The sequence below is a fragment of the Eubacterium sp. AF19-12LB genome, assembly GCF_003479125.1.
GTDB classification, from domain to species: Bacteria; Bacillota; Clostridia; order Lachnospirales; family Lachnospiraceae; genus Eubacterium_U; species Eubacterium_U album.
This window is the reverse complement of sequence record NZ_QUGP01000005.1, coordinates 220,678-244,658: the sequence shown is the minus strand read 5'-3', so window position 1 is coordinate 244,658 and position 23,981 is coordinate 220,678. Positions and strand designations below refer to the sequence as shown.

22 protein-coding genes are annotated in these 23,981 nt (G+C 33.3%); all 22 read left to right on the top strand.

Features of this window, described 5'->3' with window-relative positions; genetic code table 11:
* Positions 1–29: 29 nt before the first annotated feature.
* Positions 30–1,028, top strand: a complete 999-nt coding sequence (locus tag DWX29_RS07100) for a DUF1385 domain-containing protein (protein WP_117910333.1) — start codon at positions 30–32, stop codon at positions 1,026–1,028.
* A complete protein-coding gene (prmC, locus tag DWX29_RS07095) occupies positions 1,018–1,887 on the top strand; it encodes a peptide chain release factor N(5)-glutamine methyltransferase (protein WP_117910334.1) in 870 nt (289 codons plus the stop codon). The genes DWX29_RS07100 and prmC overlap by 11 nt, the downstream gene beginning before the upstream one ends.
* On the top strand, positions 1,880–2,956 hold the full coding sequence (gene prfA / locus DWX29_RS07090) for a peptide chain release factor 1 (protein ID WP_117910335.1): 1,077 nt from the start codon (positions 1,880–1,882) through the stop codon (positions 2,954–2,956). Before prmC ends, prfA begins: the two co-directional genes overlap by 8 nt.
* Before the next feature lie 57 nt (positions 2,957–3,013).
* A complete protein-coding gene (locus DWX29_RS07085) occupies positions 3,014–3,475 on the top strand; it encodes an 8-oxo-dGTP diphosphatase (RefSeq protein WP_117910336.1) in 462 nt (153 codons plus the stop codon).
* Positions 3,476–3,860: 385 nt separating this feature from the next.
* The gene (locus DWX29_RS07080) at positions 3,861–5,219 is read left to right on the top strand and encodes an MATE family efflux transporter (protein ID WP_117910374.1); all 1,359 of its coding nucleotides are present in this window, start codon (positions 3,861–3,863) and stop codon (positions 5,217–5,219) included.
* 149 nt (positions 5,220–5,368) lie between these two features.
* A complete protein-coding gene (locus DWX29_RS07075; RefSeq protein ID WP_117910337.1) occupies positions 5,369–5,845 on the top strand; it encodes a GNAT family N-acetyltransferase in 477 nt (158 codons plus the stop codon).
* A gap of 92 nt (positions 5,846–5,937) precedes the next feature.
* On the top strand, positions 5,938–7,236 hold the full coding sequence (locus DWX29_RS07070; protein WP_118565495.1) for a putative ABC transporter permease: 1,299 nt from the start codon (positions 5,938–5,940) through the stop codon (positions 7,234–7,236).
* 95 nt (positions 7,237–7,331) lie between these two features.
* Positions 7,332–8,930 (top strand): hydroxylamine reductase, encoded by a 1,599-nt coding sequence (gene hcp, locus DWX29_RS07065; RefSeq protein ID WP_199522689.1) that lies wholly within the window; start codon positions 7,332–7,334, stop codon positions 8,928–8,930.
* Between the two features lie 250 nt (positions 8,931–9,180).
* Complete coding sequence (locus tag DWX29_RS07060) at positions 9,181–10,668, top strand: DUF1846 domain-containing protein (RefSeq protein WP_022088264.1); 1,488 nt, start codon at positions 9,181–9,183, stop codon at positions 10,666–10,668.
* Between the two features lie 96 nt (positions 10,669–10,764).
* Positions 10,765–11,637, top strand: a complete 873-nt coding sequence (nudC, locus tag DWX29_RS07055; protein ID WP_118565494.1) for an NAD(+) diphosphatase — start codon at positions 10,765–10,767, stop codon at positions 11,635–11,637.
* Positions 11,588–12,067: a Cys-tRNA(Pro) deacylase gene (gene ybaK / locus DWX29_RS07050; RefSeq protein ID WP_117910340.1), complete on the top strand. Its 480-nt coding sequence runs from the start codon at positions 11,588–11,590 to the stop codon at positions 12,065–12,067. Before nudC ends, ybaK begins: the two co-directional genes overlap by 50 nt.
* Before the next feature lie 133 nt (positions 12,068–12,200).
* Positions 12,201–13,022 (top strand): Cof-type HAD-IIB family hydrolase, encoded by an 822-nt coding sequence (locus tag DWX29_RS07045; protein WP_117910341.1) that lies wholly within the window; start codon positions 12,201–12,203, stop codon positions 13,020–13,022.
* 150 nt (positions 13,023–13,172) lie between these two features.
* Positions 13,173–14,567: an FAD-dependent protein gene (locus DWX29_RS07040; RefSeq protein WP_022088268.1), complete on the top strand. Its 1,395-nt coding sequence runs from the start codon at positions 13,173–13,175 to the stop codon at positions 14,565–14,567.
* A 385-nt stretch (positions 14,568–14,952) separates the two neighbouring features.
* A complete protein-coding gene (locus tag DWX29_RS07035) occupies positions 14,953–15,267 on the top strand; it encodes a hypothetical protein (RefSeq protein WP_117910342.1) in 315 nt (104 codons plus the stop codon).
* Between the two features lie 133 nt (positions 15,268–15,400).
* Positions 15,401–17,419 carry a V-type ATP synthase subunit I gene (locus tag DWX29_RS07030; protein ID WP_118565493.1) on the top strand — a complete coding sequence of 673 codons (2,019 nt, stop codon included), beginning with the start codon at positions 15,401–15,403 and terminating at the stop codon, positions 17,417–17,419.
* Positions 17,419–17,895: a V-type ATP synthase subunit K gene (locus DWX29_RS07025; RefSeq protein ID WP_336306542.1), complete on the top strand. Its 477-nt coding sequence runs from the start codon at positions 17,419–17,421 to the stop codon at positions 17,893–17,895. Before DWX29_RS07030 ends, DWX29_RS07025 begins: the two co-directional genes overlap by 1 nt.
* Before the next feature lie 30 nt (positions 17,896–17,925).
* The gene (locus DWX29_RS07020; RefSeq protein ID WP_118565492.1) at positions 17,926–18,519 is read left to right on the top strand and encodes a V-type ATP synthase subunit E; all 594 of its coding nucleotides are present in this window, start codon (positions 17,926–17,928) and stop codon (positions 18,517–18,519) included.
* Between the two features lie 16 nt (positions 18,520–18,535).
* Positions 18,536–19,507, top strand: a complete 972-nt coding sequence (locus tag DWX29_RS07015; RefSeq protein WP_118565491.1) for a V-type ATPase subunit — start codon at positions 18,536–18,538, stop codon at positions 19,505–19,507.
* Positions 19,500–19,814, top strand: coding sequence for a V-type ATP synthase subunit F (locus DWX29_RS07010; protein ID WP_118565490.1), 315 nt, complete (start codon positions 19,500–19,502; stop codon positions 19,812–19,814). The genes DWX29_RS07015 and DWX29_RS07010 overlap by 8 nt, the downstream gene beginning before the upstream one ends.
* Positions 19,815–19,855: 41 nt before the next feature.
* The gene (locus DWX29_RS07005) at positions 19,856–21,622 is read left to right on the top strand and encodes a V-type ATP synthase subunit A (RefSeq protein ID WP_118565489.1); all 1,767 of its coding nucleotides are present in this window, start codon (positions 19,856–19,858) and stop codon (positions 21,620–21,622) included.
* A 1-nt stretch (position 21,623) separates the two neighbouring features.
* Positions 21,624–22,997, top strand: coding sequence for a V-type ATP synthase subunit B (locus DWX29_RS07000; protein WP_117910348.1), 1,374 nt, complete (start codon positions 21,624–21,626; stop codon positions 22,995–22,997).
* Positions 22,998–23,034: 37 nt separating this feature from the next.
* Positions 23,035–23,691: a V-type ATP synthase subunit D gene (locus DWX29_RS06995; protein ID WP_117910349.1), complete on the top strand. Its 657-nt coding sequence runs from the start codon at positions 23,035–23,037 to the stop codon at positions 23,689–23,691.
* The last annotated feature ends 290 nt before the right edge of the window (positions 23,692–23,981 follow it).

Genomic DNA, 23,981 nt, shown 5'->3' with positions numbered 1-23,981 from the left:
TTGTGCGATTATAATGAATGAGGACATTTATGAAAAATAAAAATAAATTAGGTTCTTCCGGAATAGGAGGACAGGCAGTTATAGAAGGAATTATGATGAGAAATAAGGACTGGTATTCTGTAGCTGTAAGAAAAAGTGATAATACAATTGAGGTAGAAAAGAAGCAATATAAAAGTGCTTCACAGAAAAACAAAATTTTGGGAGCTCCTTTTATCAGAGGAGTATTTAGTTTTATTGATTCCCTAGTGCTTGGAATAAAATCTCTTACATATTCAGCATCTTTTTTTGAAGATGATGATGAAACAGAAGAAGAGCCTGGCAAATTAGAATTGTGGCTTATTAATAAATTTGGTGAGAAAGCTGAGAATGTAATAATGGGATGTGTAGTAGCAGTTTCTATTATATTTTCAGTATTAATATTTATGATGTTACCGTTATTTATAGCGGATATGTTTGAAAGATTTGTTCCGGGAATAGGAAACAGACAGGTTCCAGTAATAGAGGGAATAGCCAAGATGGTTATTTTTATCGGATATATGCTGTTAATATCATTAATGAAAGACATAAGAAGGACATTTATGTATCATGGAGCAGAGCATAAATGTATTAACTGTATTGAAAATGGAAAAATATTAACTGTAGAAAATGTAAGAGAAAGTTCGAGATTTCACAAAAGATGTGGAACAAGCTTTATGTTGATAGTTTTGATAATTAGTATTTTGTTCTTTATCTTCATTCGCTCGGATGTAGTTTGGATTAAATATACAATAAGATTAATTTTAATACCTGTAATTGCAGGTGTTTCATATGAGATTATCCGATTAGCAGGTAGTAGCGATAATTTTATTGTTAATTTAATAAGTAAACCCGGAATATGGATGCAGAAAATAACAACTAAAGAACCAACTGATGATATGATTGAAGTTGCAATTAAGGCAGTTGAGGAAGTATTTGACTGGAAAGATTATTTGAAAAGCAATGGAATAGAAGTTTTGGATGAAATTTCAGGAGAAGAAGATGTCGACTGAATTTGAATTAAAAGATTTGATAAAAGATGGAATAGAAAAATTGCAGAAAGCATCTGATTTGGATGCAACTGTTGATGCGTGGCTTTTAGCAGAAGAAGTTTTAGGGATTACAAGAGTACAGTATTTTATCAATCCTCAAAGATTAGTTAATAAAGAGGATGCAGATAAGTTTTTTAAATTTATAGATATGCGTTGTAATAAGATTCCTTTACAGCACATAACCGGTAAGCAGGAATTTATGGGATTATCATTTAATGTGAATGAAGATGTATTGATTCCAAGACAGGATACGGAACTTTTAGTTGAAATGGTTTTAAATTATTTAAAACAAAAGATTCAAGGCAAGAAAGTTAAAGTATTAGATATGTGTACCGGCTCAGGATGCATAGCAATTTCAATAAAAAAACTTGCTGAAAATGTAGATGTAACAGCAGTAGATTTGTCCCAAAATGCATTAAAAGTTGCAATTGATAATGCAAAGCAGTTAGATGCAAAAGTTACATTTATTGAATCAGATTTATTTGAAAATGTATCAGGTAAATATGATATAATTGTATCAAATCCGCCATACATAAGAAAAAGTGATATTGAAACGCTTATGGAAGAAGTAAAAAATCATGAACCGATGATGGCTTTAGATGGTGATGAAGACGGATTGATATTTTATAAAAAAATATCGGAAAAGTTAAATGAATATTTGTCAGATGACGGGATGATTTTTTATGAGATTGGTTATGATCAGGGAAAAACAGTTCCCGATATTTTGAAACAGTATAATTTTAAAGATATTAATGTGTATAAAGATTTGTCAGGAAATGACAGAGTTGTGATTGCGAGAAAAGGAGAAGAAAATGTTTGATAAATTAGATGGTATATTGGAAAGATTTGATGAAATATTAGAAATGTTAAACGATCCAAGCGTGGCAAATGACCAGAATAATTTTAGGAAATTAATGAAAGAGCAAAGCGACTTAGCACCAATTGTTGAAGCGTATAAGACATATAAACAGGCTAAGCAGGATGTTGAAGACAGTCTTTTAATTCTTGAAGAAGAAAATGACGACGATATGCGTGAATTAGCTAAAGAAGAATTAAATGAAGCTAAGGCAAAAGTTGAAGAAATGGAACAACAGTTAAAGATTTTACTTTTACCAAAGGATGAAAATGATGATAAAAATGTTGTTGTAGAAATCCGTGGCGGTGCAGGTGGAGATGAAGCTGCGTTATTTGCTGCTGAACTTTACAGAATGTATTGTATGTATGCAGAAAAGAATCGTTGGAAAACAGAAATGATTTCTTTAAATGAAAATGGTTTAGGTGGATTTAAAGAAGTTGTATTTATGATTAACGGTCAGGGTGCATATTCTAAGTTGAAATATGAAAGTGGAGTACATCGTGTACAGAGAATTCCGGTAACTGAATCAGGTGGAAGAATTCATACATCAACAGCAACTGTTGCAATTATGCCCGAAGCAGAAGAAGTAGATGTAGAAATCGATATGAATGATTGTAAATTTGATGTGTTTAGAGCATCAGGAAACGGTGGTCAGTGTGTAAATACAACTGATTCAGCTGTACGACTTACACATATTCCAACAGGAATTGTTATTTCATGTCAGGATGAAAAATCACAGTTAAAAAATAAGGATAAAGCACTTAAAGTATTAAGAGCAAGATTATACGAACTTGAACTTCAAAAGAAGCAGGATGCTGAATCAGCAGCAAGAAGAAGTCAGGTAGGAACCGGTGACCGTTCAGAAAAGATAAGAACTTACAATTTCCCACAGGGAAGAGTAACAGATCATAGAATTAAGTTTACATCACATAGATTAGATGAAATAATGAATGGAAATCTTGATGAAATAATCGATAACTGTATAGCAGCAGATCAGGCAGCAAAGCTTAGCAATATGGAAAATGAAGTATAAATTTTTTGAGCCATCGAAAGATGGCTCATATTTATATAAAAAAGTGAGGGTAGAATTATGCAGATGACAACTCTTTGTTATATAGAAAATGATGAAAAATATTTGATGCTTCATCGTGTGAAAAAGAAAGAAGATATTAATAAAAACAAGTGGATAGGAGTAGGTGGACATGCTAACGAATGGGAATCACCGGAAGAATGTCTTGTAAGAGAGGTAAAAGAGGAAACAGGACTAATACTTACTTCATATAAATTCAGAGGAATTGTAACATTTATCAGTGATGAATGTGAATCGGAAACCATGTGCCTATTTACTGCGGATAAGTTTACAGGAAATATAATTGAATGCGATGAGGGAGAACTTAAATGGGTAGATAAAAAAGTAGTACCTAATTTGCCAACATGGGAAGGGGATGCAATATTTTTGAAATTACTGTTAAATGATGAGAAAAGATTCTTTTCATTAAAATTGGTATATGAGGGAGATAAATTAGTAGAAAATAATATTGTTTTTTATTAAACAAAATATGAAAGCTTATGAGGTGCTTACTAAATGATAGTATTAAGTAAAAAGCAGATTGTTGATATAATGGAAGAAAAACAAAAAAATAAGGAACAATTATAAGCAAAAAATCAAAATTACTTAATTTTTAATCGTTATATATTAAAAAAAGCCTTTGAAATTTAAAAAGAAATTTGCTAAAATATCAAACGAATCGAGTGGCTAAGAGCGTAAATCCAGATATGGATTTGCGCTCTTTTATGTTATATAAGACGAAGTCGTGTGTATAACAACAAATAAAAAATTGACGAAGCCGGATTGATTTAATTTTATGAATTTTGGGAATTCATTTTAAACATAGGAGGTAAAGGGAAAAGTGGAAGAAAACAAGGAAGCAAACAAAATGGGGACGATGAAGGTAAACAAATTGATGCTGACAATGGGAGCACCTATGATTTTATCGATGGTGTTACAGGCTGTGTATAATATTGTTGACAGTGCATTTGTATCCAATATGCATGAAAATGGAGAAGCAGCTTTGAATGCCTTAACATTGGCGTTTCCTGTTCAGATGATGATGGTTGCGATTGCAATAGGCACAGGTGTCGGAATGAATGCATTGCTTTCGAAAAATTTAGGGAGTGGAAATCTGAAAAAAGCATCTATGATAGCAGGAAATACAATATTTTTAGGAACAATAATTTATTTAATATTTCTTGTTTTCGGAATATTTGGAGCAGATTTCTATGTATCTACACAGACAAGTAATGAATTAATAAAAAATATGGCAATACAATATTTGAAAATATGCTGTACTTTATCTATAGGAATAGTGTTCTTTTCAATATTTGAAAAAATGCTACAGGCAACAGGGCGCTCATTATATTCAACGATAGCACAAATACTAGGGGCTGTAACAAATATGATTTTAGACCCTATTTTAATATATGGTTTGCTAGGAATTCCTGAAATGGGAGTCGCAGGCGCGGCATATGCAACTGTTATAGGTCAGGTAGTGTCAGTTTTAACAGCGATTGCTTTCCATATAAAATTTAATGTCGAAATAAAAGGAATAATTAAAAATTTAAAACCATCAGCAAAAATAATAAAAGAGATATATATGATTGGTTTACCTGCAATCATAGCTCAGGCATTAATGTCATTTATGACATACGGATTAAATATAATACTTGTTAGAATAAGTGAAACAGCAGTTACTGCATATGGATTGTACTATAAAATTCAACAGTTTATTTTGTTTGCAGCATTTGGCTTAAGAGATGCAATTACTCCGATAGTATCATTTAATCATGGAATGAGAAGTAAAGAAAGAGTTAGGGACGGAATAAAATATGGTTTGATTTATACTTTAATTATAATGGTTGTAGGAACTGTTGTGCTGGAAATTTTTGCAAATCCATTTGCTAAGATATTTGGGTTGTCAGGTGTTACGCAACAATTATGCGTTAGTGCGATAAGAGTAATTTCTATAAGTTTTGTATTTGCAGGTGCAAATATTGCTTTTCAGGGAATATTTCAGGCACTTGAAGGTGGCATGGAATCACTATTTATTTCAATATGCAGACAGTTCTTATTTGTTCTTCCTGTTGCATGGGGATTTTCTTTAATTGCAATAAAAGATATAAGCTACATATGGTTAGTATGGATGACATTTCCGATAGCAGAGGCAGTATCATGTGTTATTGCGTGTGTGTTTATGAAGAGGATTGATAGGAGAAAAATACAAAGTCTTAATAAATAGGTAGAAATGTATGTATATATTGTTGTATTATATAAAGTATGTAGAAAAAGTATTAATTATTTATATTCTGCAGACAGATACAAGTGTCAGAGAAATATTTTTATTTAATGGGCATTTGTGCAAGAGTAAAAGCCATAAGGAGAAGTACAATGGATATTACAGTTAGAAGAGCAGAAATTAAAGATATTGATAAAGTGAGCATATTATTAAGTGAGGTACTCGAATTACATGCGAAGTTAAGACCTGACATATTTATATCAGGTACAACAAAGTATACAAGGGAAGAACTAACTAATATATTTCAAAATGATGAAACACCGGTATTTGTAGCTATAGATAATGATGAAGTTGTAGGTTATGCATTTTGTGTAATAAAAAAACAACCTTTTAGTACAAATATGGTTGATTTTAAAACATTACATATTGATGATTTGTGTGTAGACGAAAATTGCAGAGGAAAACATATTGGAACAATTTTGTATAAATATGTTCTTGAATATGCTAAATCAATAGGATGTTATGATGTTACGTTAAATGTATGGGAAGGAAATGATAATGCCCGTGCATTTTATGAAAAGGTGGGAATGTTTGTAAAGGAAACACAGATGGAAGTGATTCTTAAATAGGGATATTCATGGTAAAGAATTGGTATATGTGATAGATTTTTACAGACATATATCACAAGGATAAATTTAGGGAGAACTAAGGAGAAAGTAATATGGACAATCTGTCAGTATATGAACTTATGTGGCTGTTTTTAAGTTATTCATTTTTAGGATGGATTCTAGAAACAGTATTTGCAACAATAAAGGAAAGAAAAGTAGTTAACAGAGGTCTTATAAATGGACCATTTTGTATTATATATGGTATCAGTGCAGTTTTAATATCAACAACATTACACGAACTTACAGGAATTTGGTTGATTTTATTTGCAGCTATATATGCATCTGTTGTTGAATGGTTTGGCGGACATTTAGTTGAAAAAATATACCACGAAAAATGGTGGGATTATTCAGATATTAAATGGAATTTTGAAGGATATGTATGCGTTCCAATGGCAGCAGTATGGGGCGTGCTAGGATACATAGTTGTTAAGTTTGGAGATAGTCTGTTACTTGATTTGTACAAATTATTTCCGGAACTTTTAATGCATATAATTTTATGGATTATAACAGGATGCCTTATTGCAGATATAGTATTTTCTTCAATTATTATTAAATTTGAAGGTAAAGGCGTAGATAAAATAATTGAAGCAAATAATAAATTTACGGAAATTAGTTTAAAACTTGAAAAATGGATTGCCAAAAGAATAAATCTGCGTATAGATAAAGCTTATCCAAAATCTTCTAAAGTAGAGAAAAAGGAAAAGGATAAGAGTGTATTTGCAAGGGGATGTGATTTTTATAAAATTGCATTACTGTTTTTTATCGGCTCATTTCTTGGAGATGTAACAGAAACGATATTCTGCAGAGCAACGGCAGGAGTATGGATGAGAAGAAGCAGTGTAATATGGGGACAGTTCAGTATAGTGTGGGGCTTGGCAATTGCAATCGTAACGGCTATGCTCTATAAATATAGAGAAAAAAGTGATAGTTTCTTATTTGTAATGGGAACCTGTTTAGGGGGAGCATACGAATATTTATGTAGTGTATTTACCGAAATTGTATTTGGAAAGATATTTTGGGATTACAGCAAAATACCATTTAACTTAGGAGGAAGAATAAATCTTTTATATTGCTTCTTCTGGGGAATGGCAGCAGTTGTATGGTTTAAAATATGTTACCCTAAATTATCAGCAATAATTGAAAAAATTCCTGTAAAGCCGGGAAAAATATGTACATGGGTAATGATTATATTTATGAGTGTTGATGTCGTTGCGACATGCATGGTGCTTCATAGATATGACCAGAGAGAAAATGGAATAGTGGCAACAAAGCAGTGGCAGATATGGGTTGATGATAATTACAATGATGCCAGAATGGAAAAAATATATCCAAATGCAAAAAATGCCAAATAAAAATTAAAATAATGTTGTTAAAACAACAGAAATGTTATTCGAATTATAATACTATCTGCATGTGATAATTTTACATCAGAAAGGAATTTTAATAGATGGATAATAAAATGTTTTGTTTTCAATGTGAGCAGACAGCCGGTTGTACAGGCTGTACAGGAGCAATGGGAGTGTGTGGTAAGTCAGCGGATACATCTAAATTGCAGGATGAACTCACAGGAGCGTTAATCGGTCTGGCAAAAAGTACAAGTCACAATCCTAAAAGAAAAGAAACAGATAAAATTATAATAGAGGGATTATTTACAACGATAACAAATGTTAATTTTAATGATGATACATTAAAGGAAATGATACAAAAAGTTCATTTAGAAAAAAATGCAATTGCACCAAATTGCAATGCGTGTGCGATGCCTTGTGGAAGTACAGAAGATTATGATATGAATTTGTTGTGGAATGAGGATGAGGATATCCGCTCATTAAAATCACTTATCTTGTTTGGAATAAGAGGAATGGCAGCTTATGCGTACCATGCAATGGTTTTAGGATATGAGGATGAGGATGTAAACGGATTCTTTTATAAAGCGTTATCTGTTATTACTTATGATATGGAAATTGGACAACTTTTGCCAGTAGCGCTTGAAGTGGGAGAAAAGAATTTAAAATGCATGGAATTACTTGATAGGGCAAATACAGAAAGTTATGGAAATCCTACTCCGGTAAAAGTTCCATTGACTATAGAAAAAGGACCATTTATCGTAATTTCAGGACATGATTTAAAAGATTTAGAATTGTTATTACAGCAGACAGATGGAAAAGGAATAAATATATATACTCATGGAGAAATGCTTCCTGCACACGGTTATCCGGAGTTAAAGAAATATCCTCATTTGAAGGGGAATTTTGGAACTGCATGGCAGAATCAGCAAAAGGAATTTGATGATATCAAAGGACCTGTATTATTTACAACTAATTGTCTAATGCCGGTTAAGCAAAGTTATGCAGACAGAGTATTTACAACGGAAGTTGTTTCGTATCCTGAAATGGTTCATATCGGAGAAGACAAGGACTTTACTCCTGTAATAAATAAGGCACTTGAACTTGGCGGTTATGAAGAAGATAAAGTTATGACGGGAATAAACGGTGGAAGATATGTTATGACAGGATTTGGACATGGAACTATTCTTGGAGTTGCAGATAAGGTTATTGAAGGAGTTAAGAACAAAGAAATAAGTCATTTCTTCTTAGTTGGAGGATGTGATGGAGCAAGAGTCGGAAGAAATTATTATACGGAGTTTGTTAAACAGTCACCAAAAGATTCTATTATTTTGACGCTTGCATGTGGTAAATACAGATTTAATGATTTGGATTTGGGAGATATTAACGGACTAGCAAGAATTATGGATATGGGTCAGTGCAATGACGCATATGGAGCAATAAAAGTTGCAATTGCGTTAGCACAGGCATTTGAATGTGAAGTTAATGATTTACCATTATCAATGATTTTATCATGGTATGAACAAAAAGCTGTATGTATTTTATTAACATTATTACATCTTGGAATTAAAAACATATATTTAGGACCGACACTTCCTGCTTTTATATCACCTAATATATTGAATTATTTAGTGGAAAATTATAACATTTCACCTATTAGTACACCGGATAAAGATTTAGAAAAAATTATGTCAAATAAGTAAAATAAAACAGTTCGACCATACAATAGCAGGGATTATTACAGTTTATGCTATATGGCCGGACTGTTATTATTTTTAGATAAATTAATATATAGACTCTTCATTTATTAATGTTTTTCTGCTAGAATAGGAAAATGAGATTAAAACAAAAGATTTATTAGCCGAAGAGGATGCTTATGTAATTATTGAATAGAAATAAGAATTTAATTCGGAATTATTCTAAAGTCAATTAGAAAAGGTAGAGGTTAAGTAAATGAAAATTGGATTTGATAATGACAAGTATTTAAAAATGCAGTCAGAGCATATCAGAGAGAGAATTGAAAAATTTGGAAACAAGTTATATTTAGAATTTGGTGGAAAATTATTTGATGATTATCATGCATCAAGAGTTCTTCCGGGATTTCAGCCTGATTCAAAATTACAGATGTTATTACAGTTAAAAGACCAGGCAGAAGTTGTTATAGTAATTAGTGCGGAAGACATTGAAGAAAATAAGGTAAGAGGCGATTATGGAATAACATATGATTTAGATGTATTAAGACTTATTGACGAATTTCAGTCAGTTGGCCTTTTTGTAGGAAGTGTATGCCTTACAAAATTTGCAGGACAGCCATCAGCAGAATTATTCCAACAGAGATTAAAAGAACTTGGAATTAAGTCATACAGACATTATAAGATTCCGGGATATCCAAGCGATGTAAATCATATTGTAAGTGATGAAGGATATGGAAAGAATGATTATATAGAAACAGAGAGACCTTTAGTAGTTATTACTGCACCGGGTCCCGGAAGTGGAAAGATGGCAACATGTCTTTCACAGTTATATCATGAGCATAAAAAAGGAATTGAAGCAGGATACGCTAAATTTGAAACATTTCCTATATGGAATATTCCACTTAAGCACCCTGTTAACCTTGCATATGAAGCAGCAACAGCAGATCTTAATGATGTAAACATGATTGATCCATTTCATTTAGAAGCGTATGGAAAGACTACAGTTAACTATAATAGAGATATAGAAATATTCCCTGTTGTTAATGCAATGTTTGAACTTATTGCAGGTGAAAGTCCATATAAATCACCTACAGATATGGGTGTTAATATGGCTGGTAACTGTATTGTGGATGATGAAGTATGTTGTGAAGCATCACAGCAGGAAATTTTACGAAGATATTATAAATGTTTATGCGATAAAAAACGTAATGGTGAAACAAAAGATGATATATATAAATTAGAACTTTTGATGCAGCAGGCAGGAGTTACTATTGATGACAGAAAAGTAGCAAAAGTAGCTAAAGAAATTGAAGAAAAAACAGGTAGTCCTGCAGTAGCTATTGAGCTTGAAGATGGAACAATGATTACAGGAAAAACAAGTGATTTGCTTGGTTCATCTGCAGCAGCCTTATTAAATGCAGTTAAGAAATTAGGTAAAATTGAAGATGATGTTAAATTGGTATCACCACAGGCAATTGAACCGATTCAGACATTAAAGACACAGTATTTAGGAAGTCAGAATCCACGACTTCATACAGACGAAATTTTAATTGCTTTATCATCAACAGCAGCAAATAGTGAAGTTGCAAAAGTAGCGATGAAGCAGTTACATAAGTTAAAAGGATGTCAGGCACATTCTACAGTATTGCTTACATCAGTAGATGAACAGACATTTAAGAGATTAGGAATACAGCTTACATGTGAACCTAAATACGAAGAAGATGGAAGAAAATATCATAAACACTAATTTGCAAAATAATAAATATAAACATTAAAATAACCGGTTATTAATTTTTCTTAGATTGATAACCGGTTAAAATAAGCAGGGAAAGTTGAGGTAAATATGATACAGGACATAGAACCAAAACTAAACAATCAATATAAAAATATTAAGCCTAAAGATAATGATTATGTATTAAGTTACAGTGGGAGAAGGGTATTGTTATCTAAAAAGGCAGAAACACTAGAATATTTAACATATGAGAAGTATAAACAGATAAATCAGGGGGATGATACCTTGGTTTATTTTTTTAGTATAGGAAATGATTCATATTTCTATGAAAAAAGCGAAATAGAAGCTGATGGATTTGAGTATGTACCAATGTTTAAGACAAGAACAATGAAACCAATGACTAAAGTAATGGCAGCAGCAACAGGATGGCATTTAAATATGTGGTATAAGTCTAATAAATTTTGTGGGGCATGTGGTTGTAATATGGAACATGATGAAAAAATAAGAATGCTAAAATGTCCTAAATGTGGAAATCAGGTATTCCCAAAAATCGCTCCGGCAGTTATAGTAGGAGTGACGGACAATGATAAAATATTATTAACAAAATATGCAGACAGAGAGTATAAAAGATATGCACTAATTGCAGGTTTTACAGAGATAGGAGAGACTATCGAAGAAACAGTTGCAAGGGAAGTATTTGAAGAAACAGGAGTGCATATTAAAGATATAACATATTACAAAAGCCAACCATGGGGATATGATGGTAATGTCCTTATGGGATTTTTTGCAAAACTAGATGGCAATATGAAAATTACAATGGATGAAGATGAATTGTCCGTAGCAGAATGGGTTAATTATAAAGATGTTCCGGATGATGAAGAAAAGATAAGCCTAACAAGAGAAATGATGACATGTTTTCGCAAGGAGAGAGAAAATGAAAGCAAAAGACGAAAAAACAAATGTAATGAGAGTATTAGACAGTAAGAAGATTAAATATCAGCATTATTATTATGGTGATACAGATGCAATAAGTGGGACTGATGTTGCAAAAGCATTAGGACAAAATCCGGAGTGCGTATTTAAAACATTAGTCACAGAAGGAAAGACAAAAAATCACTATGTATTTATTGTACCTGTAGAAAAAGAACTTGATTTAAAAAAGGCAGCAAAAGCTGTAGGAGAAAAATCAATACAAATGATAAAATCAAAGGAACTTTTACCACTTACAGGATACATTCATGGTGGCTGCTCACCGATTGGAATGAAAAAATTATTTAAAACAACAATTGATTCGAGTGTAGAAAAAGTAGAAAAATTTTGCGTAAGTGGTGGAAAAATCGGCTATCAGGTAGAAATTACACTTGAAGATTTAAGAAAGGTAATTCCTGTTCAGACCGCTGAAATTACTGTATAAATATAAAATGTATTATGTGGAGCGTGTAAGGGTTAAAAGAAAGTGCATTTGGCAGCGTAGGTTCAATAGCACATCATTATAGCAGATAGTATGGCTTGATGCGAATGCTTAAAGAGTTTAAAGGAGAAAAGATATGGGATACGAATTAATTGGATTAGATATGGATGGAACATTGCTAAATTCAGAAAAGAAGATTAATTCAGGTGTTATTTTAGCAATAAAAGAAGCAATAGAAAATGGAAAACATATTTCGTTATCATCCGGACGGGCATTAGCTGAAATAGAAGAATATAGAGAACAATTAAAGGATATGGAATATGCCATCCTTGAAAGTGGAGCTTTGGTTTATAATTTGAAAAATGAAGAAATAATTTCTGCTTCAACAATAGACGAAGAAATAGTTAGTAAGATATTTGATACAGTTAAAGATAAGGATGTGTTTATTCATTTGATATCTAAAGGACGTTCTATTTCACCGAAAAGATTGATTCCGCAAATGGAAAAATACCACATGGGAATTTATATTCCGTTATATGAAAGAGTATGTACAAAAGTTGAGGATACAGTTACATTTCATAATGAAGATAAACAGGGAATAGAAAAAATTAATCTATTTCATACTTGTCCACAAGACAGGGAAGATACGAGAAAAAAATTACAGGGATTACCTATTGTGATGCTTAATGCAGAGGATACATCACTTGAAATTTCACCACTTGGAGTTACAAAGGGATATGGACTAAAAAAACTTTGCAAACACTTGAATATTGAGGTTGAGCAGTCAATTGTAGTTGGAGATGCAGATAATGATCTGGATGTATTAAAAACAGCAGGACTTGCTGTAGCCATGGGCAATGCAAATGCTAATGTAAAAAAGATAGCAGATGTAGAGGTTATGGACAATGACCATGATGGGGTTGCAGAGGCAATATACAAATATTTATTGGAAAAATAAAAAGATTGAATAATTATATGTACTTGTGATATAATTAGACGTAAGAAATCACGATACGAAACAGAAAACCGGATTCTTTACGAATCCGGTTTTGTAGCGTTTAGGAAAAATTAACACAGAATAAATTTAAAGAATAGGAGTGAATTGTGTATGCATTATGACTTGATTATTGTAGGTGCAGGACCGGCAGGAATCTTTACGGCATTAGAACTTTTAAAAAATAATAGCGATAAGAAGATTCTTTTGGTTGAGAAAGGAAAAGCAGTAGAAAAAAGACATTGCCCGAAAGCGGAAGTAGGACATTGTGTTAACTGCAAGCCAAATTGTGCAATAACTACAGGGTTCTCCGGAGCAGGAGCTTTTTCAGATGGTAAGTTAAGCTTGTCATATGAAGTAGGTGGAGATTTGCCGATGCTTATTGGAGAAGAATTTGCACAGGAATTAATTGACTATACAGATACAATCTATTTGGAATTTGGTGCAGACCCACATGTAGAAGGAATTTACGAGGGAGAAGACATCAAGGAAATAAGAAAGAATGCAATTAAGGCAGGTCTTAAGTTAGTAGACTGCCCAATCAGACATTTGGGAACGGAAAAGGCACAGCAGCTTTATTACAATATTCAGGAATGGTTGTTACAGCATGGTGTTGAAATGAAATTTGAAATAGAATGTGAAAATATCATTCTCGATGAAGAAGGCTGTAAAGGTGTTATCTTAAGAGAAGGTAATGAAAGTGTTCATTATTATGCAGATGAAGTTGTTATTGCAACAGGAAGAAGAGGAGCTGATTGGTTAGAAAAACTATGTGCAGAACATAATATTGCACATAAACCGGGAACAGTTGATATCGGTGTGCGTGTAGAATGCAGAAATGAAGTAATGGAAAAGGTTAACGAAGTACTTTATGAGTCAAAGCTTATCGGATATCCAAGACCATGGAAAAATAAGGTACGTACATTCTGCCAAAATCCGGGAGGATTTGTTGCGCAGGAAAATTATGACAATGATTTGGCTGTAGTAAATGGTCATAGCTTCAAGGAAAAGAAGAGTAATAATACAAACCTTGCAATACTTGTAAGCCATAACTTTACTGAGCCATTCAACAAGCCGATTGAATATGCACAAAAGGTTGGTGAGTTGACAAATATGTTAGGCGCAGGTCATATTATGGTACAAAGATACGGAGATATTCTCGATGGAAAGAGAACATGGCCTAAAGAATTAGCACAGAGTAATGTTAAACCTACACTTAAAGATGCAGTAGCAGGTGATATAACAGCGGCAATGCCATACAGAGCAATGACAAATATCATTGAATTTATAAAAATGCTTGATAAAGTTGTTCCGGGATTCGCTTCAACAGAAACATTGTTGTACAGCCCTGAGTTAAAATTCTATTCAAATAAAGTAAAAATGGACGAAAACCTTAATACAAACATTAAAGGTTTACATTGTCTTGGAGATTCTTCAGGATGGACAAGAGGTCTTATGATGGCATCAGTTATGGGTGTTCTTATGGGAAGAAAATTATTAGATAAATAAACGGAAGCAACAATCTGTCTGGATAGATGGGTTGTTGCTTCTTTTGCCATGAGAATCAGCCGGATTTATTAAAAATAGAATAAACACAAAATAAATGAAAAGAATATATTAGAGAAAAGATAAAATACACAATATATTTTTTATTAAATAGGATTAAGTGCCTGTATCAATAGTATGAATTTACAGTTTTAGTGAAGAAAGTAATACATTACAGTAAAAGAAAATTGCATTTAATTGTTATACATTTGGCGAAATTTGTATATTTTTTAGAAAAAATATGTATAGTATAATTCAATTTAAGATGTAGAAATCTACAGAGAATATAAGCTTTAGATGTTTATGAAAATGTTATAGCTTATGAGATTTTAAGAAAGGTGGTGTCTTAATGATTAAAGAAACAATGGCTTCCATTAAAAAAGCTGAAAAACAAGGGGAAGAAATTGTTAATAAAGCAAATGAAGATGCTGAAAAAAATATAAAAAAGGCAAATGAAGATGCTGAAAAGAGCATTGATGATGCAGTAAAAAGGCAGAAAGACAAGATAGAAGAATATTGTCAAAAAGCCAGAGAAAGAGGAGAGAAAGAAGCAAAAACAATTAGAAGTGATAATGAAAAGAATGTTAAAGAACTGTATGACAAGGCTTTAACTCTCGAAAATGAGGCTGTAAATAAGGCAGTAGAAGAAGTAATGAAATTTTAATTGTTTGTGATTTGAAATTTAAGATTATTAGATTGCATATAATGAAGGAATTGATGCTTAATCGATATAATTAAATTATCATATAACTATAAATTGTTATTTCTTTAGAAATAAAGAAGGGAGGCATGATAAAATGGCAGTATTAGAAATGCAAAAAATATGCATTTGTGCCCTGAAAAAAGAACGAAAGCCTATCATAGAATATATTCAAAGAAGTGGTGTTGTTGAAATCAAGGAAAGAAAAGTAAAAAAAGGCTTTTCCAAGATGGATACAAGTGTTGCTAAATCAAGTTTTGAAAGAAATGCAGCTTTAGCAGAAAATGCTTTGGAAGTATTAGAGCAATATGAACCGGAAAAGAAATCAATGTTTTCGTCTCTAGAAGGAAAGAGGCAGGTTGCTTCAAATGAATTTAAAAGAATTTCAGATAATAGAGATGAAATAATGGATAAAATATCAGCTATTCTTAATTTGCAAAAAGAAATATCAGCAAAACAAAATGATATTTTGAAATTAAAAGCAAATATAGAAGCTGTAAAACCATGGTTAAATATGGATGTTCCGGGTGCGACAACGGGAACTGAAAAGACAGCGTTTATTTATGGCTCATTTCCCGGAAATATTACTCAGGAACAACTGTATCAGCAAATCCAGTCAAATGAAAAGTTCCCTAAAGCGAGCGATGTAAGAATATTTTATTCAGACAAAAATCAGACCTGTGTTGCAGGATTTTGTATGAAAAAAGATGCAGAACAGTTTGAGGAAGCATTGAGGCAGATGGATTTTTCAAGACCTTCGCTGATAATGAGAAGTATTCCTGAGGTATCTAAGGAAAAATGGACAAAGAGGATTGCTGAGTTTGAAAACAGCATAGATAATCGCATTGAGGAACTCAGGCAATTAGCAGAGGATAGAGAGGACATTCAGTTAGCGGCAGATTATTTTAACAGCAGAGCAGAAAAATACGATGTACTTGGAAGGATTCTTCAAACAAAACATGTATTTATAATTACAGGTTATATTCCAAAAAAAGAATTTGAGAAGCTTAAAGAAACACTTACTGATAAATTCACGGTTATGATTGAGGCAGAAGAGATATCGGCAAAAGAACAACCTCCGGTTTTACTTGAAAACAACGCTTTTGCAAGACCTGTAGAGGGTGTTGTTGAATCATTTGGATTACCAAAGAAAGGCGAGTTTGACCCAAGTGCAATAATGGCAGTATTTTATTACATTTTATTTGGAATGATGCTAAGCGATGCAGCTTATGGATTGATAATATTTTTAGCATGCTTTATAGCGATAAAAAAATTCCCTAGAATGGGCGATTCGTTAAATAAATCATTGCATATGTTTATGTATTGCGGAATATCAACGACAATATGGGGATTGCTATTTGGAGGATTTTTTGGTGATGCAATTACAGTTGTATCGAATGTATTTTTCCATAAAAATATAGAACTTAAAGCGTTGTGGTTTGTTCCGCTTAACGATCCGATGAGACTGTTAATGTATTCAATGGTAATAGGAATTATTCATATGTTCTTAGGACTTGGAATAAAAGGGTATATGCTTTTGAAAGACAATAAAATAGTGGATTTTATATGTGATGTATTATTGTGGTATTCACTGTTAATCGGATTAATATTGTTATTATTGCCAACTGATTTATTTGCATCTATTTCACAGATGACATTTGTATTTCCGGTATGGCTGACAATCCTGTCAAAAGTTTTAACAATAATAGGACTTGTAGGATTGCTTCTTATGTCCGGCAGAAGAAAAGGTAACAAGTGGGCTATCAGAATTGCTCTTGGAGCTTATGATATTTATAACGTAACAGGCTGGCTAAGCGATTTGCTGTCATATTCAAGACTTTTAGCATTAGGTCTGGCAACAGGAGTTATTGCATCAGTTGTAAATTCTATGGGCAGCATGATAGGCGATGGCCCGGTAGGAATAATAGTTTTCATAATAGTATTTATTGTAGGTCATACACTAAACCTTGCAATCAATCTGTTAGGAGCTTATGTTCATACAAACAGATTACAGTATGTAGAATTTTTCGGAAAATTCTATGAAGGAGGAGGCAGAGCCTTCAATCCATTCACATTAAAAACAAAATATGTTGAGTTAGATAAAGGAGAGAAATAATAATGGAATTAGGAATTTTTTATGCCATTCTTGGCGCAGCGTTAGCAACTTTATTGGCAGGAGCAGGATCAGCAATGGGTGTAGGTATTGCAGGTCAGGCAGCAGCAGGTGTAGTAACAGAAGATCCGGGTAAATTTTCAAAGGTTTTAATTTTACAGCTTCTTCCTGGTACACAGGGTATTTACGGTTTATTAGTTGCATTTATCACATTAAGTAAAATCGGTTTATTAAACGGAAATCTTGCATCAATATCAACAGGAACAGGACTTATGATTTTAGCCGCATGTCTTCCAATTGGTGTTGTTGGTTTAATCTCAGGATTACACCAGGGAAAAACAGCAGTTGCAAGTATTGGAATCGTAGCTAAGAAACCTGAACAGTTTGGTAAGTCAATGTTATTCCCTGCAATGGTTGAAACATATGCTATTTTAGCACTTCTTATATCAATTCTTTCTGTAAGTAATATTCCGGTTTAATAGAAGTATATAAGCAGAAAGGAGTTGCCCATGGGTGGATTAGAAGAAATATTAAACCAAATTAAAGCTGACGCAAATGAAGAAGCGGCAGATATTTTGGCAAAGGCACAAGACACCTGCGACTCTATAAAAGAAAACGCTCAAATTGAAATTGATAAAATAGAGACTGCAGGGACAAAAAAGGCTGAGAGTGAAGAAAAATTACTATTTAGTAAAATTAAGTCAGCAGCCGGAATGGAAGCAAAGCAGAAATATCTTGAAGCAAAACAAAAAATTATTTCAGATATAGTGAATAAGGCATATAACAAAATGGTAAATGCTTCGGATGAGGAATATTTTGGTTATTTAATAAAAATGACAGAGGAATATGCTCAGCCGGCAGAAGGAAAAATGTGCCTTAATAAAAAAGATTTAGAGAGACTTCCTAAGGATTTTCAGGAAAAGATAAGTGAAGCAGCAAACAAAAATAATGGAAAATTATCAGTAAGCAATGAACCTATAAATATTGAAAATGGAATGATTCTTGATTACGGAGATATAGTGGAAAATTGTACTTTTGATGCTGTATTTCACAATAAAAAAGATGATTTGCAGGATGAAATTAACAGATTCCTGTTTAAATAGTTGAGGAGGAAAATATATGTCAGAAACCAATTATACTTATGCGGTTGCCCGTGTTCGTGCAAAAGAGGTCTCACTATTTTCTGATTCAGTGATTGAACAGTTGATGGCTTGTAAAGATTATAAAAGCTGTATGGTATTTCTTCATGACCATGGTTGGGGAAATGGAGAACCGGCGGAAACAGAAGATGAAATGCTTGCATTTGAGAGAAAGAAAACCTGGGATGACATACATGAGTTAGTAAATGAGAAAGATGCATTTGCTGTAATTACAGTACCAAGAGAGTATCATAATTTAAAAGCAGCAATTAAACAGGTATGTAGTGGAGATAAAGCAGAGCATGCATATTATGATAATTGCAGATGGTCACCTGAGCAGTTGAAGGATATGGTTGAAAGAAAAGATTTTGACAGTTTGCCTGAAAGAATGGCTTATGTAGCGAATGAAGCGACAGAGGCGTTACTACAAACTCAGGATGGTCAGTTATGCGACATAATAATTGATACAGCAACATTAGAAGCTGTTAAAGAAGAAGGAGCAAAATCAGATTCAAAATTAATAAAACAATATGCTGAAGAAATGGTTGCAGTTGCAAATATAAGAGTTGCAGTAAGATGTGCTAAAACAAAGAAATCAAAAGATTTCATGGAAAGAGCAATTGTTGCCTGTGATTCTTTAAGCAAAGCTTCTTTAATTAAAGGCGCGGAATCAGGAATTGATGGAATATGCAGTTATTTACAATCGGCAGGATACAGCGAGGCAGCTGAACATATAAAAGAATCACCGTCAGCTTTTGAAAGATGGTGTGATAATAGAATAATCGATAAAATCAAAGAGGAAAAATATAATTCTTTTTCGGCAGGCCCAATACTTGCATATTTTCTTGCGAGAGAAAATGAAATAAAAACAGTTAGAATTATATTGACTGGAAAGTTAAATAACTTAAGTGATGATTTTATTCGGGAAAGGTTAAGGAAAATGTATGTATAAGATTGCGGTGTTAGGTGATTATGACAGTATATATGGGTTTGGTGCAATCGGAATGGATACATTTCCGGTAACCGACCCTGAAGAGGGAATTAAAACTCTTAGAGTGTTGGCTAAAAGTGAATACGAAATTATTTATGTGACGGAAGGTCTGGCAGTACAGATTGATCATGAGATAAATAAATATAAAGAAATGCTGTCACCGGCAATAATATTAATTCCCGGCGTATTTGGAAATACCGGGAAAGGAGTTGCAGGAGTTAAGGCAAGTGTAGAACAGGCTGTAGGCAGCGATATTTTGTTTTCATAAATTAAAGTGAAGTGATTTTATTTCACAGTAAGGAGACTAGTATGAGCAAAGGAGTAATTAAGAAGGTTGCGGGACCTTTAGTTATAGCAGAAGGGATGAGAGATGCCAATATGTTTGACGTTGTAAGAGTAAGTAAAGAACGTCTTATTGGCGAAATCATTGAAATGCATGGTGACCAGGCTTCGATTCAGGTATATGAAGAAACAGCAGGATTAGGACCGGGAGAAGAAGTTGAGTCAACAGAGGCACCATTATCTGTAGAATTAGGCCCGGGACTTATAGCAAGTATATATGATGGAATTCAAAGACCACTTGATGATATTATGAAAGTGGCAGGAAACAACTTGAAAAGAGGCGTTGAAGTACCATCTTTAAAGCGAGATTTGAAATGGGATTTTGTACCTTGCATGAATGTTGGAGATGAAGTTGAAACAGGAGATGTTATTGGTACTGTAAAAGAAACAGAAGTTGTAACTCAGAAGATAATGATTCCATATGGAATTAAAGGAAAAATAAAATCAATAACAGCCGGAAATTATACAGTAACAGAGACAGTTGCAGTTGTAGAAACAAAAGACGGCGATAAAGAAATTACATTAATGCAGAAATGGCCGGTTAGAAAAGGAAGACCTTATGCAAAGAAACTTCCACCAACAAAACCGTTGGTAACAGGTCAGAGAGTAGTAGATACATTATTCCCAATTGCAAGAGGTGGTGTAGCAGCGGTTCCCGGACCATTCGGTTCAGGAAAAACAGTAATTCAGCATCAGTTGGCAAAATGGGCAGAGGCAGATATTGTTGTATACATTGGTTGTGGAGAACGTGGAAATGAGATGACAGATGTACTTAATGAATTCCCGGAATTAAAGGACCCAAAGACAGGACGTTCTTTGATGGAGAGAACAGTATTAATAGCAAATACATCAGATATGCCTGTTGCAGCCAGAGAAGCTTCTATTTATACAGGAATTACAATTGCTGAGTATTTTAGAGATATGGGATATTCAGTAGCACTTATGGCAGATTCAACTTCAAGATGGGCAGAAGCACTTCGTGAAATGTCAGGACGACTTGAAGAAATGCCTGGTGAAGAAGGTTATCCGGCATATTTAGGTTCAAGACTTGCTCAGTTTTATGAAAGAGCAGGTGAGGTTATTTCACTTGGAAAAGAAGGAAGAGAAGGAGCACTTTCGGTAATTGGAGCTGTATCTCCTCCGGGTGGTGATATTTCAGAACCTGTGTCTCAGGCTACACTTCGTATCGTAAAGGTATTCTGGGGACTTGATTCAGCATTAGCTTATAAGAGACATTTCCCGGCAATTAATTGGTTAACAAGTTATTCCTTATATGTAGATAATATAGGAAAATGGTTCGAAGAAAATGTATCAGAAGAATGGCTTAAATTAAGACAGGAGCTGATGAGTCTTCTACAAGATGAAGCACAGTTAGAAGAAATTGTAAAAATGGTAGGTATGGATGCACTTTCAGCACCTGACAGATTAAAAATGGAAGCAACAAGATCAATAAGAGAAGACTTCCTGCATCAGAACTCATTCCATGAGATTGACACATACACTTCTCTTAATAAACAATATTTAATGATGAAATTAGTACTTGGATATTACTATGAGGCAAATGAAGCTCTTTCAAACGGTGCTTCAATTGAAAAATTAATAGCACTTCCAATAAGAGAACAAATCGGAAGATTTAAGTATACTAAGGAAGAAGATATTCAGAGTAGATATGATGAAATCTTAAAGGAACTTGAAATTCAGGTTGCAGGAGCATTTGATAAGGAGGACTTCTAATATGGCAAAGGAATATAGAACAATTCAGGAAGTAGCAGGTCCTTTGATGCTTGTTAGGGACGTAGAAAATGTTACTTACGATGAACTTGGAGAAATAGAACTTGCAAATGGTGAAACAAGACGTTGTAAAGTGCTTGAAATAGATGGCAAAAATGCACTGGTACAGTTATTTGAAAGTTCTACTGGAATTAACCTTTCAAACAGTAAAGTAAGATTTTTAGGTCGAAGCATGGAACTTGGCGTTTCGGAAGATATGCTTGGAAGAGTATTTGACGGATTAGGTAACCCAATAGATGACGGACCCGCAATTCTTCCGGAAGAGAGAAGAGATATTAATGGTGTACCTATGAATCCGGCAGCAAGAAATTACCCTTCAGAATTTATTGAAACAGGAATTTCAGCAATTGATGGATTAAACACATTAGTAAGAGGACAGAAATTGCCAATTTTCTCAGCTTCAGGTCTTCCACATGCACAGTTAGCAGCGCAGATTGCAAGACAGGCAAAGGTAAAAGGAAAAGATGAACAGTTCGCCGTAGTATTTGCAGCTATGGGTATAACATTTGAAGAGGCAAATTATTTTATAGATAGTTTCAAAGAAACAGGAGCGATTGATAGAACAGTATTGTTTATCAATTTAGCAAATGACCCGGCTGTTGAACGTATTGCCACACCGAAAATGGCATTGACTGCAGCAGAATATCTTGCATTTGAAAAAGGAATGCATGTTCTTGTAATTCTTACGGATATTACTAACTATGCAGATGCTTTAAGAGAAATTTCTGCAGCAAGAAAAGAAGTTCCGGGACGTAGAGGATATCCGGGATATATGTATACTGATTTGGCAACGATGTATGAAAGAGCAGGACGTCAGAGAGGTAAAGACGGTAGCGTAACAATGATTCCTATTCTTACAATGCCTGAAGATGATAAGACACATCCAATTCCTGACCTTACAGGATATATAACTGAAGGACAGATTATTTTAAGCCGTGAGCTTTACAGAAAAGGCATTCAGCCACCAATAGATGTTCTTCCATCGCTTTCAAGACTTAAAGATAAAGGTATTGGGGAAGGAAAAACAAGAGCAGATCATTCAAATGTAATGAACCAGTTGTTCTCAGCATATGCAAGAGGTAAGGATGCTAAAGAACTGATGGTTATTTTAGGTGAGGCAGCACTTTCAGAAACAGACAGAATTTATGCAAAATTTGCTGATGAATTTGAAAAGAAGTATGTATCACAGGGATACCAGTCAGACAGAAGCATTGAGGAAACAATGGATATAGGATGGGAATTGCTTAATATTTTGCCTCGTGCAGAACTTAAACGTATTGATGATAAATATCTTGATATGTATTACAAAGAAAAATAAGTGATACAAAAAAGCGTTTAGAAAGCGAGGTGAGAGAATGGCAAACACTCAGGTTAATCCTACAAGAATGGAATTGACGAAACAGAAGAAGAAACTTGTATCTGCAGTAAAGGGACATAAACTGTTAAAAGATAAAAGAGATGAGCTTATGAGACAGTTTTTGGATTTGGCAAGGGAAAATATGGAACTTAGACTAAAGGTTGAGGAATCCATAAAAAAGGCAAATACAATTTTTGTTGTTGCTAAGGCGGGAATGAATACTGAAACATTAACAACGGCTTTAATGGCAACAAAGCAAAAACTTGAACTAAATGTAGATAAGAAAAATATAATGAGTGTAGATATTCCGGTATATTCCGTTAAATCTAAGACAGCTAATCCAAATGACATATATTCTTATGGATTTGCATTTACAACAGGAGACTTAGATGATGCAGTCACATCTCTCGCAGATATCAGAGAAGATATGGTACGATTAGCACAGATTGAAAAATCATGTCAGTTGCTTTCAAGTGAAATCGAGAAAACAAGAAGAAGAGTTAATGCCTTAGAACATGTTATAATTCCTGAGGCACAGAAAAATATAAAGTATATTACTATGAAATTAGATGAAAATGAACGAAGCACACAGATTCGATTAATGAAAGTAAAAGATATGATGTTAGAGGAAGCACATCATTATAAAGAAAAATAAATATAGTTATTTTATGTAGCGGACAAATGGAATTTTGTTTTACATCAAAAAATAAATACTAAAATTATGTAAGGTTATTTTTAGTGATGTAAGATAAATTTGTTCGCTACTTTTTTATTTATGGACTATAAAACAGATACTATGCGTGTGCTGATCATAGTTTTAACAAACTATTAAAACGAAAAGCAATAGTAGAGAGAGTAAGGCTTTTACTTGACAGTTATGATTTTTTAAAATATCATATATAAAGTAAAAGATTATTGGGGATATTAAGCCTGACAATAGTGTAT

Bases quoted from the DNA above. Each gene is read 5' to 3' on its own strand.
- DWX29_RS07100 (WP_117910333.1), top strand. From the start codon at position 30: ATGAAAAATAAAAATAAATTAGGTTCTTCCGGAATAGGAGGACAGGCA.
- prmC (WP_117910334.1), top strand. From the start codon at position 1,018: ATGTCGACTGAATTTGAATTAAAAGATTTGATAAAAGATGGAATAGAA.
- prfA (WP_117910335.1), top strand. From the start codon at position 1,880: ATGTTTGATAAATTAGATGGTATATTGGAAAGATTTGATGAAATATTA.
- DWX29_RS07085 (WP_117910336.1), top strand. From the start codon at position 3,014: ATGCAGATGACAACTCTTTGTTATATAGAAAATGATGAAAAATATTTG.
- DWX29_RS07080 (WP_117910374.1), top strand. From the start codon at position 3,861: ATGGGGACGATGAAGGTAAACAAATTGATGCTGACAATGGGAGCACCT.
- DWX29_RS07075 (WP_117910337.1), top strand. From the start codon at position 5,369: ATGGATATTACAGTTAGAAGAGCAGAAATTAAAGATATTGATAAAGTG.
- DWX29_RS07070 (WP_118565495.1), top strand. From the start codon at position 5,938: ATGGACAATCTGTCAGTATATGAACTTATGTGGCTGTTTTTAAGTTAT.
- hcp (WP_199522689.1), top strand. From the start codon at position 7,332: ATGGATAATAAAATGTTTTGTTTTCAATGTGAGCAGACAGCCGGTTGT.
- DWX29_RS07060 (WP_022088264.1), top strand. From the start codon at position 9,181: ATGAAAATTGGATTTGATAATGACAAGTATTTAAAAATGCAGTCAGAG.
- nudC (WP_118565494.1), top strand. From the start codon at position 10,765: ATGATACAGGACATAGAACCAAAACTAAACAATCAATATAAAAATATT.
- ybaK (WP_117910340.1), top strand. From the start codon at position 11,588: ATGAAAGCAAAAGACGAAAAAACAAATGTAATGAGAGTATTAGACAGT.
- DWX29_RS07045 (WP_117910341.1), top strand. From the start codon at position 12,201: ATGGGATACGAATTAATTGGATTAGATATGGATGGAACATTGCTAAAT.
- DWX29_RS07040 (WP_022088268.1), top strand. From the start codon at position 13,173: ATGCATTATGACTTGATTATTGTAGGTGCAGGACCGGCAGGAATCTTT.
- DWX29_RS07035 (WP_117910342.1), top strand. From the start codon at position 14,953: ATGATTAAAGAAACAATGGCTTCCATTAAAAAAGCTGAAAAACAAGGG.
- DWX29_RS07030 (WP_118565493.1), top strand. From the start codon at position 15,401: ATGGCAGTATTAGAAATGCAAAAAATATGCATTTGTGCCCTGAAAAAA.
- DWX29_RS07020 (WP_118565492.1), top strand. From the start codon at position 17,926: ATGGGTGGATTAGAAGAAATATTAAACCAAATTAAAGCTGACGCAAAT.
- DWX29_RS07015 (WP_118565491.1), top strand. From the start codon at position 18,536: ATGTCAGAAACCAATTATACTTATGCGGTTGCCCGTGTTCGTGCAAAA.
- DWX29_RS07010 (WP_118565490.1), top strand. From the start codon at position 19,500: ATGTATAAGATTGCGGTGTTAGGTGATTATGACAGTATATATGGGTTT.
- DWX29_RS07005 (WP_118565489.1), top strand. From the start codon at position 19,856: ATGAGCAAAGGAGTAATTAAGAAGGTTGCGGGACCTTTAGTTATAGCA.
- DWX29_RS07000 (WP_117910348.1), top strand. From the start codon at position 21,624: ATGGCAAAGGAATATAGAACAATTCAGGAAGTAGCAGGTCCTTTGATG.
- DWX29_RS06995 (WP_117910349.1), top strand. From the start codon at position 23,035: ATGGCAAACACTCAGGTTAATCCTACAAGAATGGAATTGACGAAACAG.